Here is an 18590-nt window from a genome sequence, read left to right as displayed (position 1 = left end):
CTTTAAGACTAAATTAATACTACATTTTTTTTATAATTAATTTCTTCAATTATATGCTCATTAGCCGTAGTAATCCATGCTTGAACTTCAAGCGCAAATAATTCTTCAATTAAGTTTTGTCTAAAATTTATATCAAGGTGAGAAAATACTTCGTCAAGCAATAAAATCACCGGGGTGGAGCTAATTTGCTTTATAGATTTGATTTGAGCTAATATAATTGAAATTAGCATAGCTTTTTGCTCGCCCGTAGAACACTGGTCTGCCTTAATGTGCTTTATGGGATGAAAAGCTTCTATATCGCTTTTATGAATACCGAAATTTGTTCTACCGCTTAAAGCATCAGTTCTTCTGTTAGATTTCAGCTTTTCTTGGATTTGTTCAACTTCATTATTTTTTATATCTATAAGAAAATTATCAATACTGCCAATCAGGCCGATAGAGGGCTTAAGAAAATTACTTGAATTTAAATTAAGCGACTCCTTAATCATGTTAAGACAATTAGTTCTATTTTGATAAATTTGAAAATTTAATGTAGCGAGTTGTTTTTCAAGTGCTGCTACCCAAATTTCATCAAATTTAGATTGTTGAATAATCTTTAACCTGGATCTGACCAATTTTTCATAGTTGACTATATGAGAGGCATGCAATGGAAAGAAGTTATAAGTTACCCTATCTAAAAATTTCCTTCTTACCCCCGGTGATTCTAAAAATATTCTATCAGTCTGAGGAGTTATCCAAATTACTTTAAGATAATTCAGCAACTCTGAAGATTTATATGATAGCTCATCATTTACTTTTATAATTCTTCGGGAAATATTTTGATAAGTATCCAGCTTACAACCGGTTGTAATCCGGATATCATCATAACCGCACTCAAGCTCAGCACTCACCGCCCATTCATTAAGCCGGTTATCATTCTTATTAAAAATATCCTCTGAGCCGGCATTTCTAAAACCTTTCCCTGGCGCAAGGAATGATATGGCTTCCAATACATTGGTCTTTCCTACTCCATTTTGCCCGCAAATAACTACAAAATTACTGTTGAGACTTAAATTTAAGCTTATGTGATTACGAAAACCGGTTAATGTAAGCTTAGATATCGTCAAAGATTAAACCTGCATAGGCATTAATATATAGAGGCTTTTATCATCAGCGCTATCTAACGCAATTACCGCCCCGCTACTATTGGAAAGCAGGAATCTGACTGTGTCACCCTCCATAGTATTTAAGGAATCTAAAACATATTTTGAATTAAAACCGATCGAAATTGGTTCAAGATTATAATTAGCCGCAAGCATTTGTGTTCCGCTTGCATTACCGTTCATTTCGCTGCTTGCCGAAAGCACCACCTTTGACGGCTCGATATCAAGCTTAACTGCTCTTGTTTTATCGCTTGAGACTGAGATAACAAGCTCAATGGACTTAATCAAATCTTTACAGGAAATTTCCAGTTGCTTATCATTATTAGTCGGAATAACTCGAGTATAGTCCGGGAACTTACCATCAATCAGCTTAGTAATTAATTTTGAATTACCGATCTCAAATATTGCTTTATTAACCGATAAACCGACATTTATATCATCATCAAAATCCTCCACGAGCTTTATTAATTCATTTACGGTTTTTTTAGGAATAATGATACCGGGTATATTTTTCGCTCCTTCAGGAAGCGCTACCTCCGCTCTTGCTAATCGATGGCCGTCGGTTGAAACTGCTCTTAATAATCCAGAGCCCTCAGATTCAATACTATGAAGATAAATTCCGTTTAAATAATATCTTGTTTCCTCATTGGAAATAGCATGGCGGGTCTTAGTTAATAAAAGTTTTAAGGCACCGGAGCTAATTTTAAAATTATGGGTAGTATCACCAAGTTCAAAATTAGGAAATTCTTCCGCCGGCAAACAAGGTAAAGTGAATTTACTGGAAGCAAACTTAACTAAAATCTGATTGATATTATCTGCTGATGCTTCGAAAGTTATATCAGCATCCTCAGGGATTTTTTTAACAATTTCATATAATGTAAGCACTGGAATAGTAGTTGAATAAGGTTGGTCAACCTCAGCTTCAACTAAATCAGTTATTGAAATATCCATATCCGTAGTAGTGAAAGCAAGGCGGCTATCCTTAGCTTCAATCTTAACATTCGCGAGCATTGCAATAGCATTACGCTTTTCTACTATTGATTGAACATGATTAAGAGCTTTCTGTAAATTACTCTTCTTTATAACAATTTTCATACGGAGAACCTAAATATCTGCTTTTGAAAGCATAATAATCAATATTCTACAACTTTCAATATCAATTAAGTAAGATAGCAAAATAGAACTTTTTTTATAAGAGAATAAAATTTGAGGTGGAAGCTAGCTAAGACCCAGTTTAACTTGCTATGGCTGCTTCTTTTCAGACCTGACCAAATTTACAAACTTTGCTGCCCTCAACTAACTTCCTTTATAATTATAATCCCGTTCAAATTAAAAAGGCAAGAAATTATTTAAATCTTACCTAACTCCTTATATTAAAAAATAATATAATTATGTAATTGCCCCGTTGAAAAAAAGAAAAAATTCTGCTAATAAGGAAAAGTATTTTTAGTATTTATGATGTATATAGATATAATTTTAATTTTAAGTGTATTGGTTGTCCAATGCATATATTATAGTATCGATTTTTATAAAATTGAAACAACGAACCGGGTTTTAAAAAATTTAATCATTTCTTTTTTAGTACTTATAAGTATCTCAACCTCACTTGGTTTAGTAAACGAAGGAGTGCTGATTAATAGCAAAAATTATTTATTAAAAATGACGCTGAATTATATGAATTTAGTTTGCCTGGGAGTAGCGGTCGCCATTACTTGGAATATGTGTGCGGCAATGTTTAACTCAAGATTATTTACCTATATTATGTTTATCTTTTCTATTCTAACCTTAGTACTTTATTTTATAGCCGTAGTTGAAGTAAGTAGTGAATTTGTAATAGCGGTTCTTTATTACAGCATGGCTGCTTTTAATATGCTTGTTATATTTTTAGTTTGCTTTGCTAATAATTTATCAAAAAAAATTATACCCGGAATTTTAGGAATTTTTTTATTAGTACTTGCCAGTTGTTTGGAGCAAGTAGGTTTTTCGATAAAATTTCTAGGGTTAAGTAGTACTGCTGTGCTGCATATTTTAATATGCATAGCATTTTATATGATATTTAGTACGTTAAAATACATCTTGATTACTAATGGAAACACTCAGATTAGCAATGCTACTTCTAAACACTCTAAAGTTGTTTATAATATTTGAAAGATCTGAATTATTTATATAGTATCTTTATATAATCCTAACATTAGAACCGGTAAGCAATGAGACTAATTGTAATTGGTGGAATGAGTGAACAGATAGTTACTGCAAGTAAAATTGCGGCTAAACGTGGAGCAAAAATCTTTCATGTCTCCGATATTAAAGCTGCTCTGGCGGCATTGCGCTCCGGTAAGGGAGCGGACTTATTATTGGTTGAGGTTTCACAAGATATAAAATCTTTAACCCAAAGCCTTAAAGAAGAAAGAATAAGTATACCGGTGATTGCCTGTGGAATCGAAGCTGATAAAGAAAAGGCTATATATGCTATTAAATCCGGTGCTAAGGAATATATTTCTCTCCCACCGGATGAAGAAATTATTTCTGCACTTTTGGAATTGATTACGACAAGTGATAAACCTTCAAAGATGATTGCAAAATCAAAAGAATTTCAAGAAACTATCAGAATAGCAGACCAAATCTCTCCCAGTGAGGCAAGCGTTCTTATAACAGGCGAATCGGGAGTAGGCAAAGAAGTTATAGCAAAATATATTCACAATAGAAGTAAACGTAGTAAAAGAGATTTAATATCGCTTAACTGCGCAGCTATCCCTGATAATTTACTGGAATCGGAACTTTTCGGGCATGAGAAGGGGGCATTTACGGGTGCCGTTGACCGCAGAATCGGTAAATTTGAAGAGGCACAGGGCGGGACAATACTACTGGATGAAATAAGTGAAATGGAGTTAAGGCTTCAAGCAAAATTACTTAGAGCAATACAGGAAAGAGAAATATATAGAGTCGGCGGAAGTACCCCGGTAAAATTAGATATTAGAATCTTAGCTACTTCAAACAGAAACTTAGCTGAGGAGGTGAAAGCCGGGAGATTTAGGGAAGATTTATTTTACAGACTTAACGTTATTCATTTAAAGCTCCCTTCTTTAAAAGAAAGAAAAGATGATATTTTAGACCTTGCGGAAGTTTTCCTTAATAAGTTTTCTGCCTTAAATTCTATCCCTTATAAGCAACTGTCGAATGAGGCAACTGAAAAATTATTATCTTATAATTGGCCGGGTAATGTAAGAGAATTAGAAAATACTATTCACCGGGCATTACTTCTCTCTTTAGACGAAAAAATCTCTCCTAATGACATAATATTAACTCTTACGGATTACAATAATTCCATAGTAAATAATGATAATATTGAAATAAAAACATTAGCTGCGGCTGAAAAAGAAACTATAGAAAATGCCTGGAAAAAATTTCAAGGAAATTACGATAAAACCGCTAATGTTCTCGGCATAACTATAAAGGTGCTGAAGAAAAAGCTGGATCAATATAGGGATGCAAGTTAATGGAACAAATTAAAGTAGATTCTAAAAGTTTATTTGATTTTGATTTCGGTGAATTAAATAAATTCAGCAGCAAATCCGATTTAGTTCCTGAAACAGATGATTGCTATGTGTTTGATGAAAACACAACCAGAGCTATACTTATGGGCTTTGAGCATAACCTTAAAGTTTTTATTAACGGTTACCACGGCAGCGGGAAATCAAGCCATGTTGAACAAGTTGCAGCGAGACTGAATTGGCCGTGTATTAGAATTAATCTTGACGGTCACATTACCAGAACCGAACTGATCGGCCGTGATACTATAACCTTAAGTGAAGGAAAACAAATCACTTCATTTCAGGAAGGTATAATCCCTCTTGCCCTAAAACAGCCTATCGCACTTATCATTGATGAATATGACGCAGGAAGACCAGATGTTATGTTTGTAATCCAACAACTTTTAGAGGCAAACGGGAAACTTACTTTACTTGAGCAAAACAGCGTAATAAAGCCACATAAGCATTTTAGAATCTTTGCAACCGCAAACACTATCGGCCTGGGCGACCCGACCGGCCTTTATCATGGAACAAACCCGATAAATCAGGCGCAGCTGGATCGCTGGAATATTATTACCAACCTTGATTTTATGCCCCCTGATAAAGAGCTTGAAGTATTAGCATTAAAACTTTCCGATATCCCTAAAGATACACTTAAAAGCATGGTGACTCTCGCTCAGCTTATAAGACAAGGTTTTATAAACGGCGATATCACTATTTTAATGTCTACAAGAAATATATTAAACTGGGCACAAATCTATTTTATTTTGAAAGATATAAAACTTTCCTTTGATTACTCATTTCTTAATAAATGTGATATCTTAGAAAAACATATTTATGAAGAGTTTTTTAATAAATGTTTTTAAATATTTTTTAAGATTATTTTTTAAACTTTACTGTATCTCGTCAATATTTGACCATAGCATCTAAGTAAATCTTTTCTTACTTTACCTTACTTAAGCCAAAATATTATATTTATAATAGTATAAAAACCTTTATTCATTGGTTAAAAATTTTTTAAGTTGGATATTACTTATTTTTTGAATTTTTAACTCTTATACTAACATAATAATAAGGTAAGACATATATTAGATATTTCAAAACTTTAATCTTTTATAGCTATTTGACGTAACGTAGCAAATGGTAATTATTTATTATTTAATTCTTAATAAAATACATATTGTCAAATTAATTAACAATCTTTAATCTCTTGCAAAGTAAATAAATAACTTTGAGGCAATCAAAATGTCTAATTTTAAAAAAGCTTTTATACTAGGTGCTGTTGCGTTAACTGTTTGTGCATTTTCACATTCGAAACCAACTAAAGAAATTTTCGTAGCTAAAAATGCTATTGAAACGGTTTTAGGGAAAAATAGCCTTTCTTGCCAGAGAAACTGGTAATATTATTATCTTATTTAAAGTATAAGCTCTTAATTAAGAAAAAATTTATTCAAAATTAATATGAGGCAATCAAAATGTCTAATTTTAAAAAAGCTTTTATACTAGGTGCTGTTGCGTTAACTGTTTGTGCATTTTCTCATTCAAAAGCTACTAAAGAAACTTTTATAGCTAAAAATGCTATTGAAGCGGTTTTAGGGAAAAATAGCCTTTCTTGCTCTAGAGACTGGTAATAATAATATTATTATTTATTCAAAATTAATGTGAGGCAATCAAAATGTCTATTTTTAAAAAAGCTTTTATTCTAAGTGCTGTAGCGTTAGTTGTTTGTGCATTCTCATCCTCAAAAGCTACTAAAAGAACTTTTGTTGCTAAAAATGTTGTTGAGTCAGTTTTAGGGGAAAATAGCCTTTCTTGTCAGAGAGATTGGTAATATTATTCATACAATAAAAATTTAATATTTTAATCAATAAATTTAAAAAAATATTTTTAATTTTCATCCTATTAGTGTATTTTTATATTAGAAGGCAATTCAAGAAACTTTTGTAGCTAAAAATGTTATTAAAATGGCTTTGGAGAAAACAGCCTTTTTTGCCAGAAAGGAACGGGTAATAAAGAAGGTCTACCCTTTCAATTTATTTTTAATTAATAAAGTTTTAAGTAAGTGAACTTATATTAAGAATATATTATTAAAAATATTTAACTGCTTTTGTTCAAGTTTTCATAATATTTTTTGCAATACATGAACGTTTGACTTATAATTTAGTAACTTTTCCTTAATAAAGAAAATGAGATGCTAAAATTAAATTATATTGATTTATCTATTGTTATAGCTTTCTTAAGTATATGCTTAATAATTGGCTTATATAAATCCCCTAAAATAAAATCTTTAAAAGAATTTGCTATAGGATATAAAAGTGTTTCAATTACAATATTAGTTTGTGCTATCTTTGCTTCTCATATAGGAGCAGGAAGTACAATAGGTATAGTAGGAAAAACTTATGAATTCGGAGCAATTTTTATAATTCAACAATTATTATGGCCTATATATTGGTTAATTACCTCTAAAGTTATTGCTCGTAATATAATTCGTTTTAAAGAATGCATGACTTTAGGGGAAATAATGCATAAACTGTACGGACCCCCTGGCAGATGGGTAATGGCATTGGCATCAACCATGTATAGCTTTGGAACCATAGCAGCACAAGCCTTAGCATTAGGTCTTGTATTCAATTATTTCTTAGGCATTGAAACAGGGTATGGTATCTTAATTGGTTATGGGGTTATTACTGTATATTCAGCTTTAGGAGGAATCAGAGCAGTTATTCATACAGAAATTTTTAAGTTTGCTATCTTCTTCTTTATTATTCCAATATCATATATAGTTATTTTCTCTGAAATGGGAGGGATTGAAGGGTTAATTCCTTATCTACCTGCATCTCATTTGGATGTGAAGTTATCTAATGAAAATATAAGTTTACTTGCTAGTTTTGCGTTATATTCTCTCTTACCGGGGGTAGACCCCGCATTTATTCAAAGATGTCTAATTGCAAAAGATACCAAGCAGCTTACTCAAGCAATAAAAATGATTGCTTTAATATCAATACCATTTTCAGCTGCGCTTTGCTTAATTGCATATAAAATGAAAGCCTTTTATCCGGAAATATTACCTAATGAAACGTTACTAAAATTTATATCGCTTTTACCTCCCGTGCTTAAGGGGATAATGGTATCCGGGTTAATGGCAATTATTATGTCTATGGCGGAAGCAAAAATTAATGCAGCGAGTATTATTTTAGTTAATGATGTTTTTAAAGTATTACGCCCAAACATAAGTAATGCTAAACAACTCATTTCACTTCGTATTACTACTATAGTTTTATCAATTTCTTCTTTAGCTATTATTAGATTAAGCAGTAATATTTTAGATTTAATATGGTATGTTGCTAACTTCTGGGAGCCTATAATTTTAGTACCCACAACAGCAGGATTTTTAGGATTTAAAACTAATAGCAAATCATTCTTAGCAAGTGTAACAACCGCCCTTGTTTTCACTATATCTACAGGTATTATAGTTGGAGATTTTGCTATTATGAGTTGGAGCTTCGGTATCTTAGGGAGTGCTATCGGCTTATTCGGTATGCATTATTATCAAGTATCGAAAGGGTGGTTACAAGTACAAGCAACACCTAAAGTTATTAAAGATTCTATGCTAAGCAGGATTGCAAATGCTATTTTTGACCCGATAAAAAATGCATATAAGTTTTTAATCTCCAGTATTAAGTTACTTGCAGAAAACCCGGGGCAACATAAAATAGAAATTAGAAAGTTTTGCACTTTTACCCTTTCTTATTATTTTTTATATAGCCTTGATGTTACCTCAAGCCCGGGGCATGTTACATTTGCTTATCTTATAACAATCGGCTACTTCTTCTGCATGGTTTTGTTATTTAGAGAGTTTATCGTAAGCAAAAAATTTCTGGAAAAGTACTTGCATTACTATTGGTATTTCCTGATTACCTTTTGTTTGCCGTTCGTTTCAAGTTATATGCTATTCATTGGGTTTAATGACCCGTTCTGGGTAGTAAACGGTATATTATCCGCCTTTTCTTTATACTTATTTGTAGATGCAAGAAGGTTCTTATTACTCTATTCGATCGGCACACTTTGCGGATTCATTCTATTCAAGCAGAGCGGATTTAGTTTAGAGGGATTCCAGGGGATCACTACTACAGGCCGCATAGCATACATATACCTATTCTTCTTATTCGCTACCCTGTTTTTCCTACGTAAACGTGAGAGGGAACAGGAAGAGAGAGTAGAAACCATGCACATGTTCGGCGGCGCTATGGCACATGAAGTAAAAAGCCCGCTTGCTACGCTTAATATGTGTGCAGTGACCATAAATAATTTATTTCAGGGAGCCTTTGATAATAGACAAGTAAAAGATAACACTTATACTATTAAATTTGATAAGGAAGAAGGGGATACTTTATTAGAATTTACTCAAATGCTAACTAAAGTTAGTTCCCAGGGTATAAGCACGGTTGATGGGCTTCTTGCTTCTCTTAAAAGCACAGTAATTGCCGATGATAAGAAGAATATTACTATAGAAGAATGTGTTACCGCAAGCATATTGGAATACAAGCTTCTAAACCCCGAGAAAGATGGTATTGAGGTTATCATTACGGATAATTTCCTGTTTTATGGCTCAAAGCATTATGTTAAACATTTACTTTCTAATCTGCTTAACAATGCATATAAGTACGGCGGAAGAAATGTAATAATAAATATCAGAGCGAAAAATAATAAACTGTATTTCAGAGATAACGGTAAAGGCATATCGGAAGAGGACATACCTTATATATTTGATAAATTTTATTCAAAAAGTAAAAGCGGTACCGGTATAGGTCTCGCCTTCTGCAAAATGATAATGCATGATATGGGCGGATATATTGAATGCAAGTCACGCTTAGGAAAGTATACTGAATTTATCCTAACTTTCCCGGCACTTAAGAAAAGAAAGAAGATAAAAGCTTAGTTCAGCAGCATAATAAATCAAACCAGATAGAAAAATCATGTAATTTTGTTCAAATTAAATAATACTATATTATTACTGCTATAAGTAATCTACTCTTCCAAAAAAATACAATTATTTAAAAAATAAGTAATACCACTATTTTACCGGCTAAAAAAGATATTTGATTAATCTATGATTATGAATGCCCCTTAAGCGAAATGTATTGCACGGAGATTAAGATTAAAAAGGATATAGGTAATTTAACTTTTATAAATGCACATAAGCCAAGTACTCTTATGAATGAGATTATCTCAAAAGGACTGGATATTGATAACGGCATGGTGTTAAAAGTAGATGAATCAATTTACTATGGTAGAGAGGCTATTCATATCCTAACTCTGCTTAGCACTCCGATTGGTCTCTTCAGCAAAAAAATCATCTTATTTTTTGATCTAAGGTTTTATCAATAATAATATACCCGGTATATCGCAGTATAAAGAATTTAATACTTTTTAAAGTAAAGGGTGAATTGAAAATAAATAATTTGAACAAAACCAATAAATTCTGAGAAACATTATCAGCTTTCTTAATAGCTCCTTGGCCGTTAGCACTAATATATTCTCTTTTATTATTACCAATTAAAGGCGGGTATGCTTTCTTGGCATTATTAATAGTTTTAACTTGTTCATATTTCTGCTTACTTGTATTCGGCTTACCTTTATATTTATATTATAAAAAATATCAATTATTAAAATTCAGATATGTTTTACCGACAGCACTTAGTATAGGGTTCATCTTAGGCTCCTTGGTTCAAAATAATCCAGGTTATTATTCGGCATTGTTTATCGGGCTAAATTCAATGATTGTAGGGCTCAGCTTGTTAATCAGCTTAAGAAGACTTAATAAGCGTTAAAATTAATATAGCAAAAGAAGGTAACACAGATAATATAGGGTATAATACTAAAAATTATCTTTTCTACTAATTTTATAATTATAGAAATTTTTCTTTATCATCCAATAAAAAATTAAGTTTTGCACCAAGTAAACAGCGATAATGCTATATACTCCTTGTGCTTGAATAAAGAACTTTACAATTATGTTTACAATCCCCGTGAATGCAAGCCAAGTTGAGATAAATTTTAAATCGTTTAACATGCTATCAGGTCGCGTAAATATATATGATTTAGAAGAAAAGTTGCCTAAAAACTTCCTGAAATTCCGTAGAATAATGGTTGTTAACATTATATATGCTGAAAGAAATCCAATTACAAATTGTACAACTATAGGAACACCAAGCTTAACATCAATATAATATTTCACTATATCTTTAGGAAAATATTCATAAACTATGAATACAAAAAATAATGAAAGCAGCATTATTATATAATTAAAAAATGTTATATGCAAGTAAACAGCAAGTTCTTTTCTAGGTTTTTCAGTAGCCTTCATTACAGCTATAAAAAGTTTATTATTTTTCAATTTCATTTTTATTCTCATTTAATTAAAAAAATAAATATTAAATTATATAGAAAAAATCAAGATTTTTTTTAATTAATTTATATATTTCTTGTTAATCAAAATTACTAAGATATTATTTCATATTACTTTTTTGCTCTTCTTCTTATTATTATTATTTCATAATTATACTTTGCTTAATTAAATATGATTAACTCTTTTCCCCTAGCGCAATTAATGCTAATCTACCCTCTTTTCCTTCCCCTGCCCTTTAAATTAACTTGTCTGGCTCTGGCGATTGCTAGATCATTAGGTTCAACATCCTGAGTAATTGTACTTCCTGCGCCGATCAAGGCATTATCCCCAATATTTACGGGAGAAATGATAGCACTATTGGAGCCGATAAATACATCATTTCCTACTTTGGAAAAATGCTTATTCTTACCGTCATAATTACAAAAAATTGTCCCTGCCCCAATGTTACAATTTTTCCCGACTTCAGCATCCCCGATATAAGATAAATGAGAAGCTTTGGCTCCTTCCGCAAGCCTAGCATTCTTTAACTCAACAAAATTACCTATCTTGTTATCCCCGCTTAGAACATTATTCGGCCTTAACCTGGCAAAAGGACCTATTTTGCAATTAGCTCCTATCTTTGATTGCTCAATATGAGAAAATGAGAAAATTTCTGTATCTTTTTCTATCACTACCCCTGCCCCAAAAAAAACATAAGGATAAATTTTGCTTCCACCGACAATTATGGTATCAGCAGAAAAATGCACAGTATGAGGAGCAATCAGAATCACCCCTTCACTCATCATCTTTCTTCTCATCCTATTTTGAAAAATTTCTTCAAGTCGGGCAAGTTGTGCTAGGTCATTTACTCCTAAGGCTTCCTCTTCATCGCCTAAAATATAACTACAAGAGTATGCGTTATCATTTGCAATTCTTATTAAATCTGTAAGGTAATATTCTCCCGAAGCATTATTATTTTTTATTTCTTTAATAAGCCGGATAGCTTCCGAAGTTTTAATCAGCATTATGCCTGAGTTGCAAAGATCAATGCGCTTAACTTCAGGAGCGGCATCTTTTTCTTCTATTATATCTAATAAGTTCTGCTCATGGTCAGTTATAAATCTACCGTAGCCGGTAGGGTTTTGCGCATAAAAACCAAAAGCAGTAATAGTCGCGTTACTGTTTTTTGCCCGCTCGATCATTTGGTTTAAGGTTTGGTAGGTAACCAGTGGAGTATCTCCATATAACACTAAGATATATTCTGATCCGATATTTTCAAGCTCGGCACACTGCAACGCATGCGCCGTTCCCAGCTGTTCTTCCTGTATATAGGAAGCAAAATTATATTTATTTTCAAGTAACATGAATTCCGCATGCTCTTTTAAAGTTTCGCTCGCGACCACCCTAATATCGGTTGATATCTGCCGACTTAAATTAATAATATGCTCAATAAGCGGCATATTGCCTACACTATGCATTACCTTAGGTAATGCTGTTTTCATTCTCTTACCCTTTCCCGCAGCAAGTATTATAGTCGTGATATTCATAAGTAAAAACGTATTTTTTTTACAACTTAGAAAAAAAAAAGCAATCCTTCAAGGAAATACTTACTTGATAAAAACACTTATTACTATTAAAAGCTTTAAAAACAACGCTTGATAATAAGTAAAAAAATATGCTGACAATACCTAAGTGGAAAGTTTACACCATTATATTTACCTGTCTTATTAGTATCTATCTATCAATCCCTACCCTTTTTCCGCAAATAGCGGATTCAAGCTTAAAGTCTGCTTTTCCGGCTAATAAAGTCAATTTAGGCTTAGATTTAAGAGGAGGCGCTTCATTATTACTTGAGGTTGACAGTAAACATTATTTCAGTGAGCAGCTAGAAAATACCGTAGAGCAGATAAAAACCAAGCTGAGAATGGAAAAAATCGGCTTTGAGAAATTTGATATTACCGAAGATTATATTACTATCCATTTATCCTCTGCCGACTCAGTATATGACACTAAAACAATAATTTATAATATTTTCGGCAACACCGCACAAATTGAAACAAATAAAAATGTTCTTATTTTATCCTTAGCACAAATTATTAAAAGCGGACTTAAAAATAATTTAATGGCGCAGACCCAAGAGATTATAAGAAGAAGAATTGATGAAACCGGCACCAAGGAAGTAGATCTGCAAATGCAAGGCGATAATCAGATTCTTCTCCAAGTTCCCGGCTTAGAGAATCCGGAACAAATTAAAAGACTACTCGGGCAAACAGCTAAACTTTCCTTCCATTTAGTAGATGATAGCGTAAGGCTTTCAGATGCTGCAAACGGTAAAGTGCCCTACGGCTCGAAATTATTACCTCTTGATACAAAAGAAAGAGGTAATTTCGGCAAAAGTGTTTTAGTGGTAAAAAGTAGAGCGGCATTAAGCGGTGATATGCTTACCGACGCTCAAACTACGGTAAATAACGGCTCAGCTGTGGTGCACTTTAAACTTACCAGTGTAGGCAGTAAAATTTTTGCGGATTTGACTTCTAAAAATACTGGCAAACTTCTTGCTATTGTTTTAGACGGAAAAATTATCAGCGCGCCCGGAATCAGAGAGCCGATTTTAGGAGGAAGCGGAACAATCTCCGGTAACTTCAGCATCCAATCAGCTAATGAACTCGCACTGCTGCTTAGAGCAGGAGCCTTGCCTGCACCGATAAATATTATCGAAGAAAGAACAGTAGGACCGAGCTTAGGTGCCGATTCCATTGAAGCAGGAATAAAAGCCGTAGTTGCAGGAGTCGTCCTCGTTATGTTGCTTATGTTTGTTTTCTACGGGTTATTCGGTATGGTTGCTAATTTTGCGCTCGTGTTTAACTTACTTATGACTATTGCCGCATTATCATTATTTAATGCTACTCTCACCCTCCCCGGCATTGCAGGAATGGTTTTAACTTTAGGAATGGCAGTTGATGCTAATGTGCTAATTTTCGAAAGAGTAAAAGAAGAAGTTAAAAAAGGAAAAAGTCCTCTTTCTGCTCTTGAGAGTGGTTATAACTTAGCTTTCAGCACGATTTTAGACTCAAACTTAACTACAATTTTAGCTGCAATTATACTTTATATATTTGGCACAGGCCCGGTTAAGGGGTTTGCAGTTACGCTTACAATCGGTATACTTTGCTCTATGTTCACGGCGGTTTCACTTACAAAGCTTATAATTGCCAAGTGGTATAGAACTAAAAAACCTAAACTACTAATGTTGTAAATTGTGTTTAAGTACTTTTACAGAAAACTTTCCGATACCACTTTAAAAAGAAAAATAGTTTTTTTAGTAGGTGGCTTAGTTACCATAACACCTACGGTTCTGGTTGCAGTTTTTGCACTCATTTATTATTTTTTAGGCGTAGAAAAATTATTTAATGATAAAATCGGCTTTGCAATATCGGAAACCGTTAAAATTGCGGAACTCTATTTAAAGGAGCATAAAGACAGTATTAAAGCTGATATATTAGGCATTACAAACAGTATTGCAAAAAACCAGGTGGTACTATCTGAAAGCCCGGAGTATTTCAGCATACTCCTAAATAAAGAAGCGGAGCTTAGGAACCTTTCCGAAGCTATGGTTTTTACTCCTACTCAAGTATTAGGTAAAAACTATTTAAGTTTTTCTTTGACCTTTGAGAGACTACCTGAGGAGACTTTAAAAGAGGCAAGTACCGGGAAACTTATAATAATCAGCTCCGAGCAGGAAGATAAAGTAAGAGCTATTATAAAGCTGGATAACTTCATCGATACCTACCTTTTAGTCGGAAGGTACGTAGATAGTGAAATTATTAACTATTTAGCGACAACGAAAGGTTCTGCTAATCTTTATAAAACTATGCTTAAAGATAAAGATAGAACTCAAGTAAAGCTTGAAGTTGCCTTTGTTGTTATCACTATCATTCTATGCCTTGGTTCAATCATTACAGCAGTAAAATTAGCAAATATTATTTCCCGCCCGATTAACCAATTAGTTGAGGCCACTTCAAAAATTAAAGCGCGGGACTTTTCCGTCAGAGTTCCCGAAAGAAAACATGCTAGAGATGAAACTGCCGTTCTTGCCAAAGCTTTTAATAGTATGACTAAGAAAATTGCCGAGCAAACTAATGAACTTATCAGTGCAAAAGATATTATAGATGAAAGGAGAAGGTTCATAGAAGCAATTTTAACCGAAGTTTCGAGCGGCGTTCTGGTTATTAACCCTAAAGGTTTAATAACACTCTGTAACCAATCAGCTGCCAAACTTTTAAAGAAAGAAGAAACTAAGATTATAAACAAACCTTACCAGGATTCACTTCCCGAAATATCAGAACTTTTGGAAAAAGCTTCTACTTCCTCTCAAGAACTTATTGAAGGTAATATTACCCTCGAACGAGGAGATAAAAAAACCTATCTGTTTGTTAGAATCGGAACCGAGTTTAATATTAAGCAGGAATTGGAAAGATTCATTATTACCATAGATGACATGTCCAAACTTATTGCGGCTCAAAGATCAGCCGCCTGGGCAGATGTGGCCAGAAGAATTGCACATGAAATTAAAAACCCTCTTACTCCTATTAATTTATCAGCCGAACAGCTAAAGAGAAAATTCTTAAAAGAAATTAAATCCGAGCCTGAGCTCTTTACAAAGTATGTAGATACCATTACCCGGCATGTTTCGGATATTGGTATGATGGTAGAGGAATTTGTCCGGTTTGCGCGTATTCCTTCCCCTAAACTTGCAAGATATGATCTCCTACAAATTATCAACGAAGTAATTTTTTCTCAAAAAAGCATTAACCCAAATATAAAATATCAATTTGACAATATTTTGGAAGAATGTTATGTAAAGTGCGACAGAGCACAAATAACACAAGTTTTATTTAATCTTATAAAGAATTCCAATGAAGCAATTGAAGCAAAAGCTCAAAACCAAACCTTCAGGCCTAAAATTCATATATATTATCAAATCAGTGAGGATTTAAACTTGGTAAAAGTGTTTATAAAAGATAATGGCCAAGGTATACCGCTCGAGCTTATTGATAGAATTTCCGAACCTTATATCACCACAAAATCTACCGGCACAGGCCTCGGGCTTTCAATTGTTAAAAAAATCGTAGAAGATCACGGCGGCACACTTTCAATACAAAATAACGAAGAAGGAGTTTTAGCTAGCTTCACTTTAAAGTTATTTCATAACAACCTATTAAATGAGGAGAATCATGCAAGCAAACCAGCATAATAATATATATGGAATTTTATTTATGGTCTTAAATGCGGCTGCTTTAGCAATACTCTACGCAGTTATGAAACTTGCATCTAAGGATATAAGCACAAATCAGATAATTTTCTTTTATAAATTTCTTATACTGATATCCATATTACCTTGGATATTTAAAAACGGATTTAAATCCATAGCTACCGATCAAATAAAACTTCATCTCATACGTGGATTTTTAAGCATTTGCGGCTCATTATCATATATGTATGCCTTAAAATATGTGGATCTGGTTGATGCAACAGCTTTGGGGTACTTAGAACAGGTTTTATTGGTTGCAATCGGTATGCTTTACTTCAAAGAAACCACAACTAAAAGTAAGATTTTCTGCGTATTTGCAAGCTTTATTGGGGCATCGATAATCCTCTATCCCGATCTGCTTAAGTTTGAAGACGATTTTATACCGGTTATCTTTAAGAACGGCGGGTTTAAAGAATTTAATTTTTTCTATTTATTTACTTTACTTGCGGTAGCTTGCTGGACATTGAATTGTATAGTAGTAAAAGTTATGGGTAAAACCGAGAAAACTAAAACTCAATTATTCTATGTGACTCTTTTCTCATGCATATTTGCTTTCCCCTTTGCTTTTATCGAATGGGGAATTAATAACTTAGCCGGACTAGAGATATGGTCACCGAACAGGCTAATTACTTTGGAAGAAATCGGCTTGGATTTTGATTTGTTTAAATACATAGCAGTAATTGCGCTTTGTTACTTTATACATAATATATCCTTCTTTAAGGCATTTAAATACTCTGAAATATCCACTGTTATTCCTTTTGAATACAGCAAGATTGTATTCATAGGAATTTTACAATTCTATATATTTGACAAAACTCCGGAAACCGTATCGTACATTGGATATCTCTTAATTGTAGGTTCAGGTCTTATCTTGATAAGATCCGAAGCTAAACGTAGAAAGAAGAAAAAAATACAACATCAAATTGAGCAGTTGAATGAGGAATACGAGCATGCATAAAATAAAAACTAAATTAAAAAACGATAAGGTAAGTTCCGGAATATTGCTTATGATTGTGCATGCAATCGCTATGTCGGGATTGTATGTAGTTTCTAAAAAACTTATGCATACTTTACACCCTAACCAAGTGGCTTTTCTATATAAATTTGCAATCCTTATTGCAATTATTCCCTGGTGCTTTGTAGGAGGGATTAAAAAAAATCTCAAAACTAATAAATTGGGGACTCATGTTGCAAGAGGAACCTTTAGCATCATGGCTTCTTTATGCTTCTTTTTTGCTCTATCGAAGCTAAATGTACTTGATGCAGCAGCCATTACTTTCCTAGAGCAAGCTTTAATTGTTTTCGTAGGGGTAATATTCTTTAAAGAACAGCTTAATATTGCTAAAATCGTATTCATCTTATGCGGTTTAATAGGTACTCTTTTAATTATTAAACCCGGCTTTCAAGAGTTTAACGGATATTATGTTTATCTCTTCATGGCGCTTCTCTTTTGGGCAGGAAATAATATAACCATAAAAGTTCTAGGAAAAACCGAGCGATCTAAAGGGCAGCTATTTTATGTAACACTAGTTTCCTCGCTAGTTTCATTTCCTCTTGCTCTTCAAGCCTGGGAGCCTATTCAATTTTGGCATATTAAATATTTAGCAATTCTTGCAATTTGTTATCTTATTCATTCCGCAGCATTGTTTAAAGCATTTAAATATGCCGATATCTCTACCGTAATGCCTTATGACTATACCAGATTAGTGTTCGGCGGAATACTAGGTTATATTATATTTAGTGAAGTGCCGGATAGGTTTTCGTTGATCGGCTACTTTATAATTACCCTAGGAGGGTTGTATTTAATTCAGTACGAAGCAAGAAGAAAGTATAAAAAAACGCCGGCTGTGATTGAAGTAAAAATAGCAAGCTCAGGTGCAAAAGCAGATTAACTGCCTTTTATATATTTAATTGGCGAGTTAAAATATAATTTAATTTACCTGGATATTATGCGGCATGTCTTTTAACTAATAATATTTATTATTTATTTAAAAGGAGTACTGCATGACTTCTAATACCCCAATTATAAAAAACCCGGCAGAGCAAAAAACAAAAGAAGCTAAAACCACTGATAATAATATTATACCGCCAATCACTAAAAAATACGCTGCTTATGTTAAAGAAGCCGAAGTTGAAAGAGAGGTTGACCCTCATGCCGATGATAAAACCACTGATACTGAAAGCAAAGATAGAGGCCCTGGTGTAGGTGGGGATTAGGTTTA

18 protein-coding genes and 1 other RNA gene are annotated in these 18590 nt (G+C 33.1%); 14 read left to right on the top strand and 5 right to left on the bottom strand.

The genetic code is table 11. The features are described 5' to 3' along the window. Positions 1-8: 8 nt before the first annotated feature. The 3 genes from recF to ffs all read right to left on the bottom strand — a co-directional run bounded on the left by recF (position 9) and on the right by ffs (position 2447). Positions 9-1106, bottom strand: a complete 1098-nt coding sequence (recF, locus tag NF27_RS04710; RefSeq protein ID WP_053332582.1) for a DNA replication/repair protein RecF — start codon at positions 1104-1106, stop codon at positions 9-11. Positions 1107-1109: 3 nt separating this feature from the next. After that, positions 1110-2237, bottom strand: a complete 1128-nt coding sequence (dnaN, locus tag NF27_RS04705) for a DNA polymerase III subunit beta (protein WP_039456396.1) — start codon at positions 2235-2237, stop codon at positions 1110-1112. 115 nt (positions 2238-2352) lie between these two features. Further along, positions 2353-2447: signal recognition particle sRNA small type (gene ffs, locus NF27_RS11580), an RNA gene on the bottom strand. A gap of 153 nt (positions 2448-2600) precedes the next feature. Between ffs and NF27_RS04700 the strand changes: the two genes are divergently transcribed. From NF27_RS04700 to NF27_RS12385, 9 genes are all read left to right on the top strand, one after another. Continuing rightward, positions 2601-3290 (top strand): DUF6962 family protein, encoded by a 690-nt coding sequence (locus NF27_RS04700; RefSeq protein WP_039456393.1) that lies wholly within the window; start codon positions 2601-2603, stop codon positions 3288-3290. Positions 3291-3349: 59 nt separating this feature from the next. Next, positions 3350-4639, top strand: coding sequence for a sigma-54-dependent transcriptional regulator (locus NF27_RS04695; RefSeq protein ID WP_039456390.1), 1290 nt, complete (start codon positions 3350-3352; stop codon positions 4637-4639). Next, positions 4639-5538: an AAA family ATPase gene (locus NF27_RS04690; RefSeq protein ID WP_039456387.1), complete on the top strand. Its 900-nt coding sequence runs from the start codon at positions 4639-4641 to the stop codon at positions 5536-5538. The genes NF27_RS04695 and NF27_RS04690 overlap by 1 nt, the downstream gene beginning before the upstream one ends. Positions 5539-5917: 379 nt before the next feature. Further along, positions 5918-6073, top strand: coding sequence for a hypothetical protein (locus NF27_RS12405; protein ID WP_161791803.1), 156 nt, complete (start codon positions 5918-5920; stop codon positions 6071-6073). A 74-nt stretch (positions 6074-6147) separates the two neighbouring features. Beyond that, entirely contained in the window at positions 6148-6303 is a 156-nt protein-coding gene (locus tag NF27_RS12400) for a hypothetical protein (RefSeq protein ID WP_161791802.1), read from the top strand. A gap of 44 nt (positions 6304-6347) precedes the next feature. Beyond that, entirely contained in the window at positions 6348-6503 is a 156-nt protein-coding gene (locus NF27_RS12395; RefSeq protein WP_161791801.1) for a hypothetical protein, read from the top strand. A gap of 360 nt (positions 6504-6863) precedes the next feature. Next, entirely contained in the window at positions 6864-9611 is a 2748-nt protein-coding gene (locus NF27_RS04685; RefSeq protein ID WP_039456385.1) for a sodium:solute symporter family transporter, read from the top strand. A 197-nt stretch (positions 9612-9808) separates the two neighbouring features. Next, positions 9809-10060, top strand: a complete 252-nt coding sequence (locus NF27_RS12390; protein WP_053332581.1) for a hypothetical protein — start codon at positions 9809-9811, stop codon at positions 10058-10060. Positions 10061-10248: 188 nt separating this feature from the next. Further along, a complete protein-coding gene (locus tag NF27_RS12385; RefSeq protein WP_039456382.1) occupies positions 10249-10503 on the top strand; it encodes a hypothetical protein in 255 nt (84 codons plus the stop codon). A 47-nt stretch (positions 10504-10550) separates the two neighbouring features. On the opposite strand, the gene NF27_RS04670 is transcribed toward NF27_RS12385, so the two are convergent. Together NF27_RS04670 and glmU are read right to left on the bottom strand one after the other, a co-directional pair. Continuing rightward, a complete protein-coding gene (locus NF27_RS04670) occupies positions 10551-11075 on the bottom strand; it encodes a hypothetical protein (protein WP_039456381.1) in 525 nt (174 codons plus the stop codon). Between the two features lie 215 nt (positions 11076-11290). Then, positions 11291-12607: a bifunctional UDP-N-acetylglucosamine diphosphorylase/glucosamine-1-phosphate N-acetyltransferase GlmU gene (gene glmU / locus NF27_RS04665; protein ID WP_039456378.1), complete on the bottom strand. Its 1317-nt coding sequence runs from the start codon at positions 12605-12607 to the stop codon at positions 11291-11293. 128 nt (positions 12608-12735) lie between these two features. Here glmU and secD point away from each other — a divergent pair, with 128 nt between their 5' ends. The 5 genes from secD to NF27_RS04640 all read left to right on the top strand — a co-directional run bounded on the left by secD (position 12736) and on the right by NF27_RS04640 (position 18585). Continuing rightward, positions 12736-14313 carry a protein translocase subunit SecD gene (gene secD, locus NF27_RS04660; RefSeq protein WP_039456374.1) on the top strand — a complete coding sequence of 526 codons (1578 nt, stop codon included), beginning with the start codon at positions 12736-12738 and terminating at the stop codon, positions 14311-14313. A gap of 3 nt (positions 14314-14316) precedes the next feature. Beyond that, a complete protein-coding gene (locus NF27_RS04655) occupies positions 14317-16311 on the top strand; it encodes an ATP-binding protein (RefSeq protein ID WP_039456372.1) in 1995 nt (664 codons plus the stop codon). Further along, positions 16292-17326, top strand: a complete 1035-nt coding sequence (locus tag NF27_RS04650) for a DMT family transporter (protein ID WP_039456368.1) — start codon at positions 16292-16294, stop codon at positions 17324-17326. The genes NF27_RS04655 and NF27_RS04650 overlap by 20 nt, the downstream gene beginning before the upstream one ends. After that, positions 17319-18260, top strand: a complete 942-nt coding sequence (locus NF27_RS04645; protein WP_039456365.1) for a DMT family transporter — start codon at positions 17319-17321, stop codon at positions 18258-18260. The genes NF27_RS04650 and NF27_RS04645 overlap by 8 nt, the downstream gene beginning before the upstream one ends. Positions 18261-18372: 112 nt before the next feature. Further along, a complete protein-coding gene (locus NF27_RS04640; protein WP_039456362.1) occupies positions 18373-18585 on the top strand; it encodes a hypothetical protein in 213 nt (70 codons plus the stop codon). The last annotated feature ends 5 nt before the right edge of the window (positions 18586-18590 follow it).

This window comes from Candidatus Jidaibacter acanthamoeba (assembly GCF_000815465.1).
Classification (GTDB): Bacteria; Pseudomonadota; Alphaproteobacteria; order Rickettsiales; family Midichloriaceae; genus Jidaibacter; species Jidaibacter acanthamoebae.
This window is presented reverse-complemented; position numbering and strand designations above follow the sequence as displayed.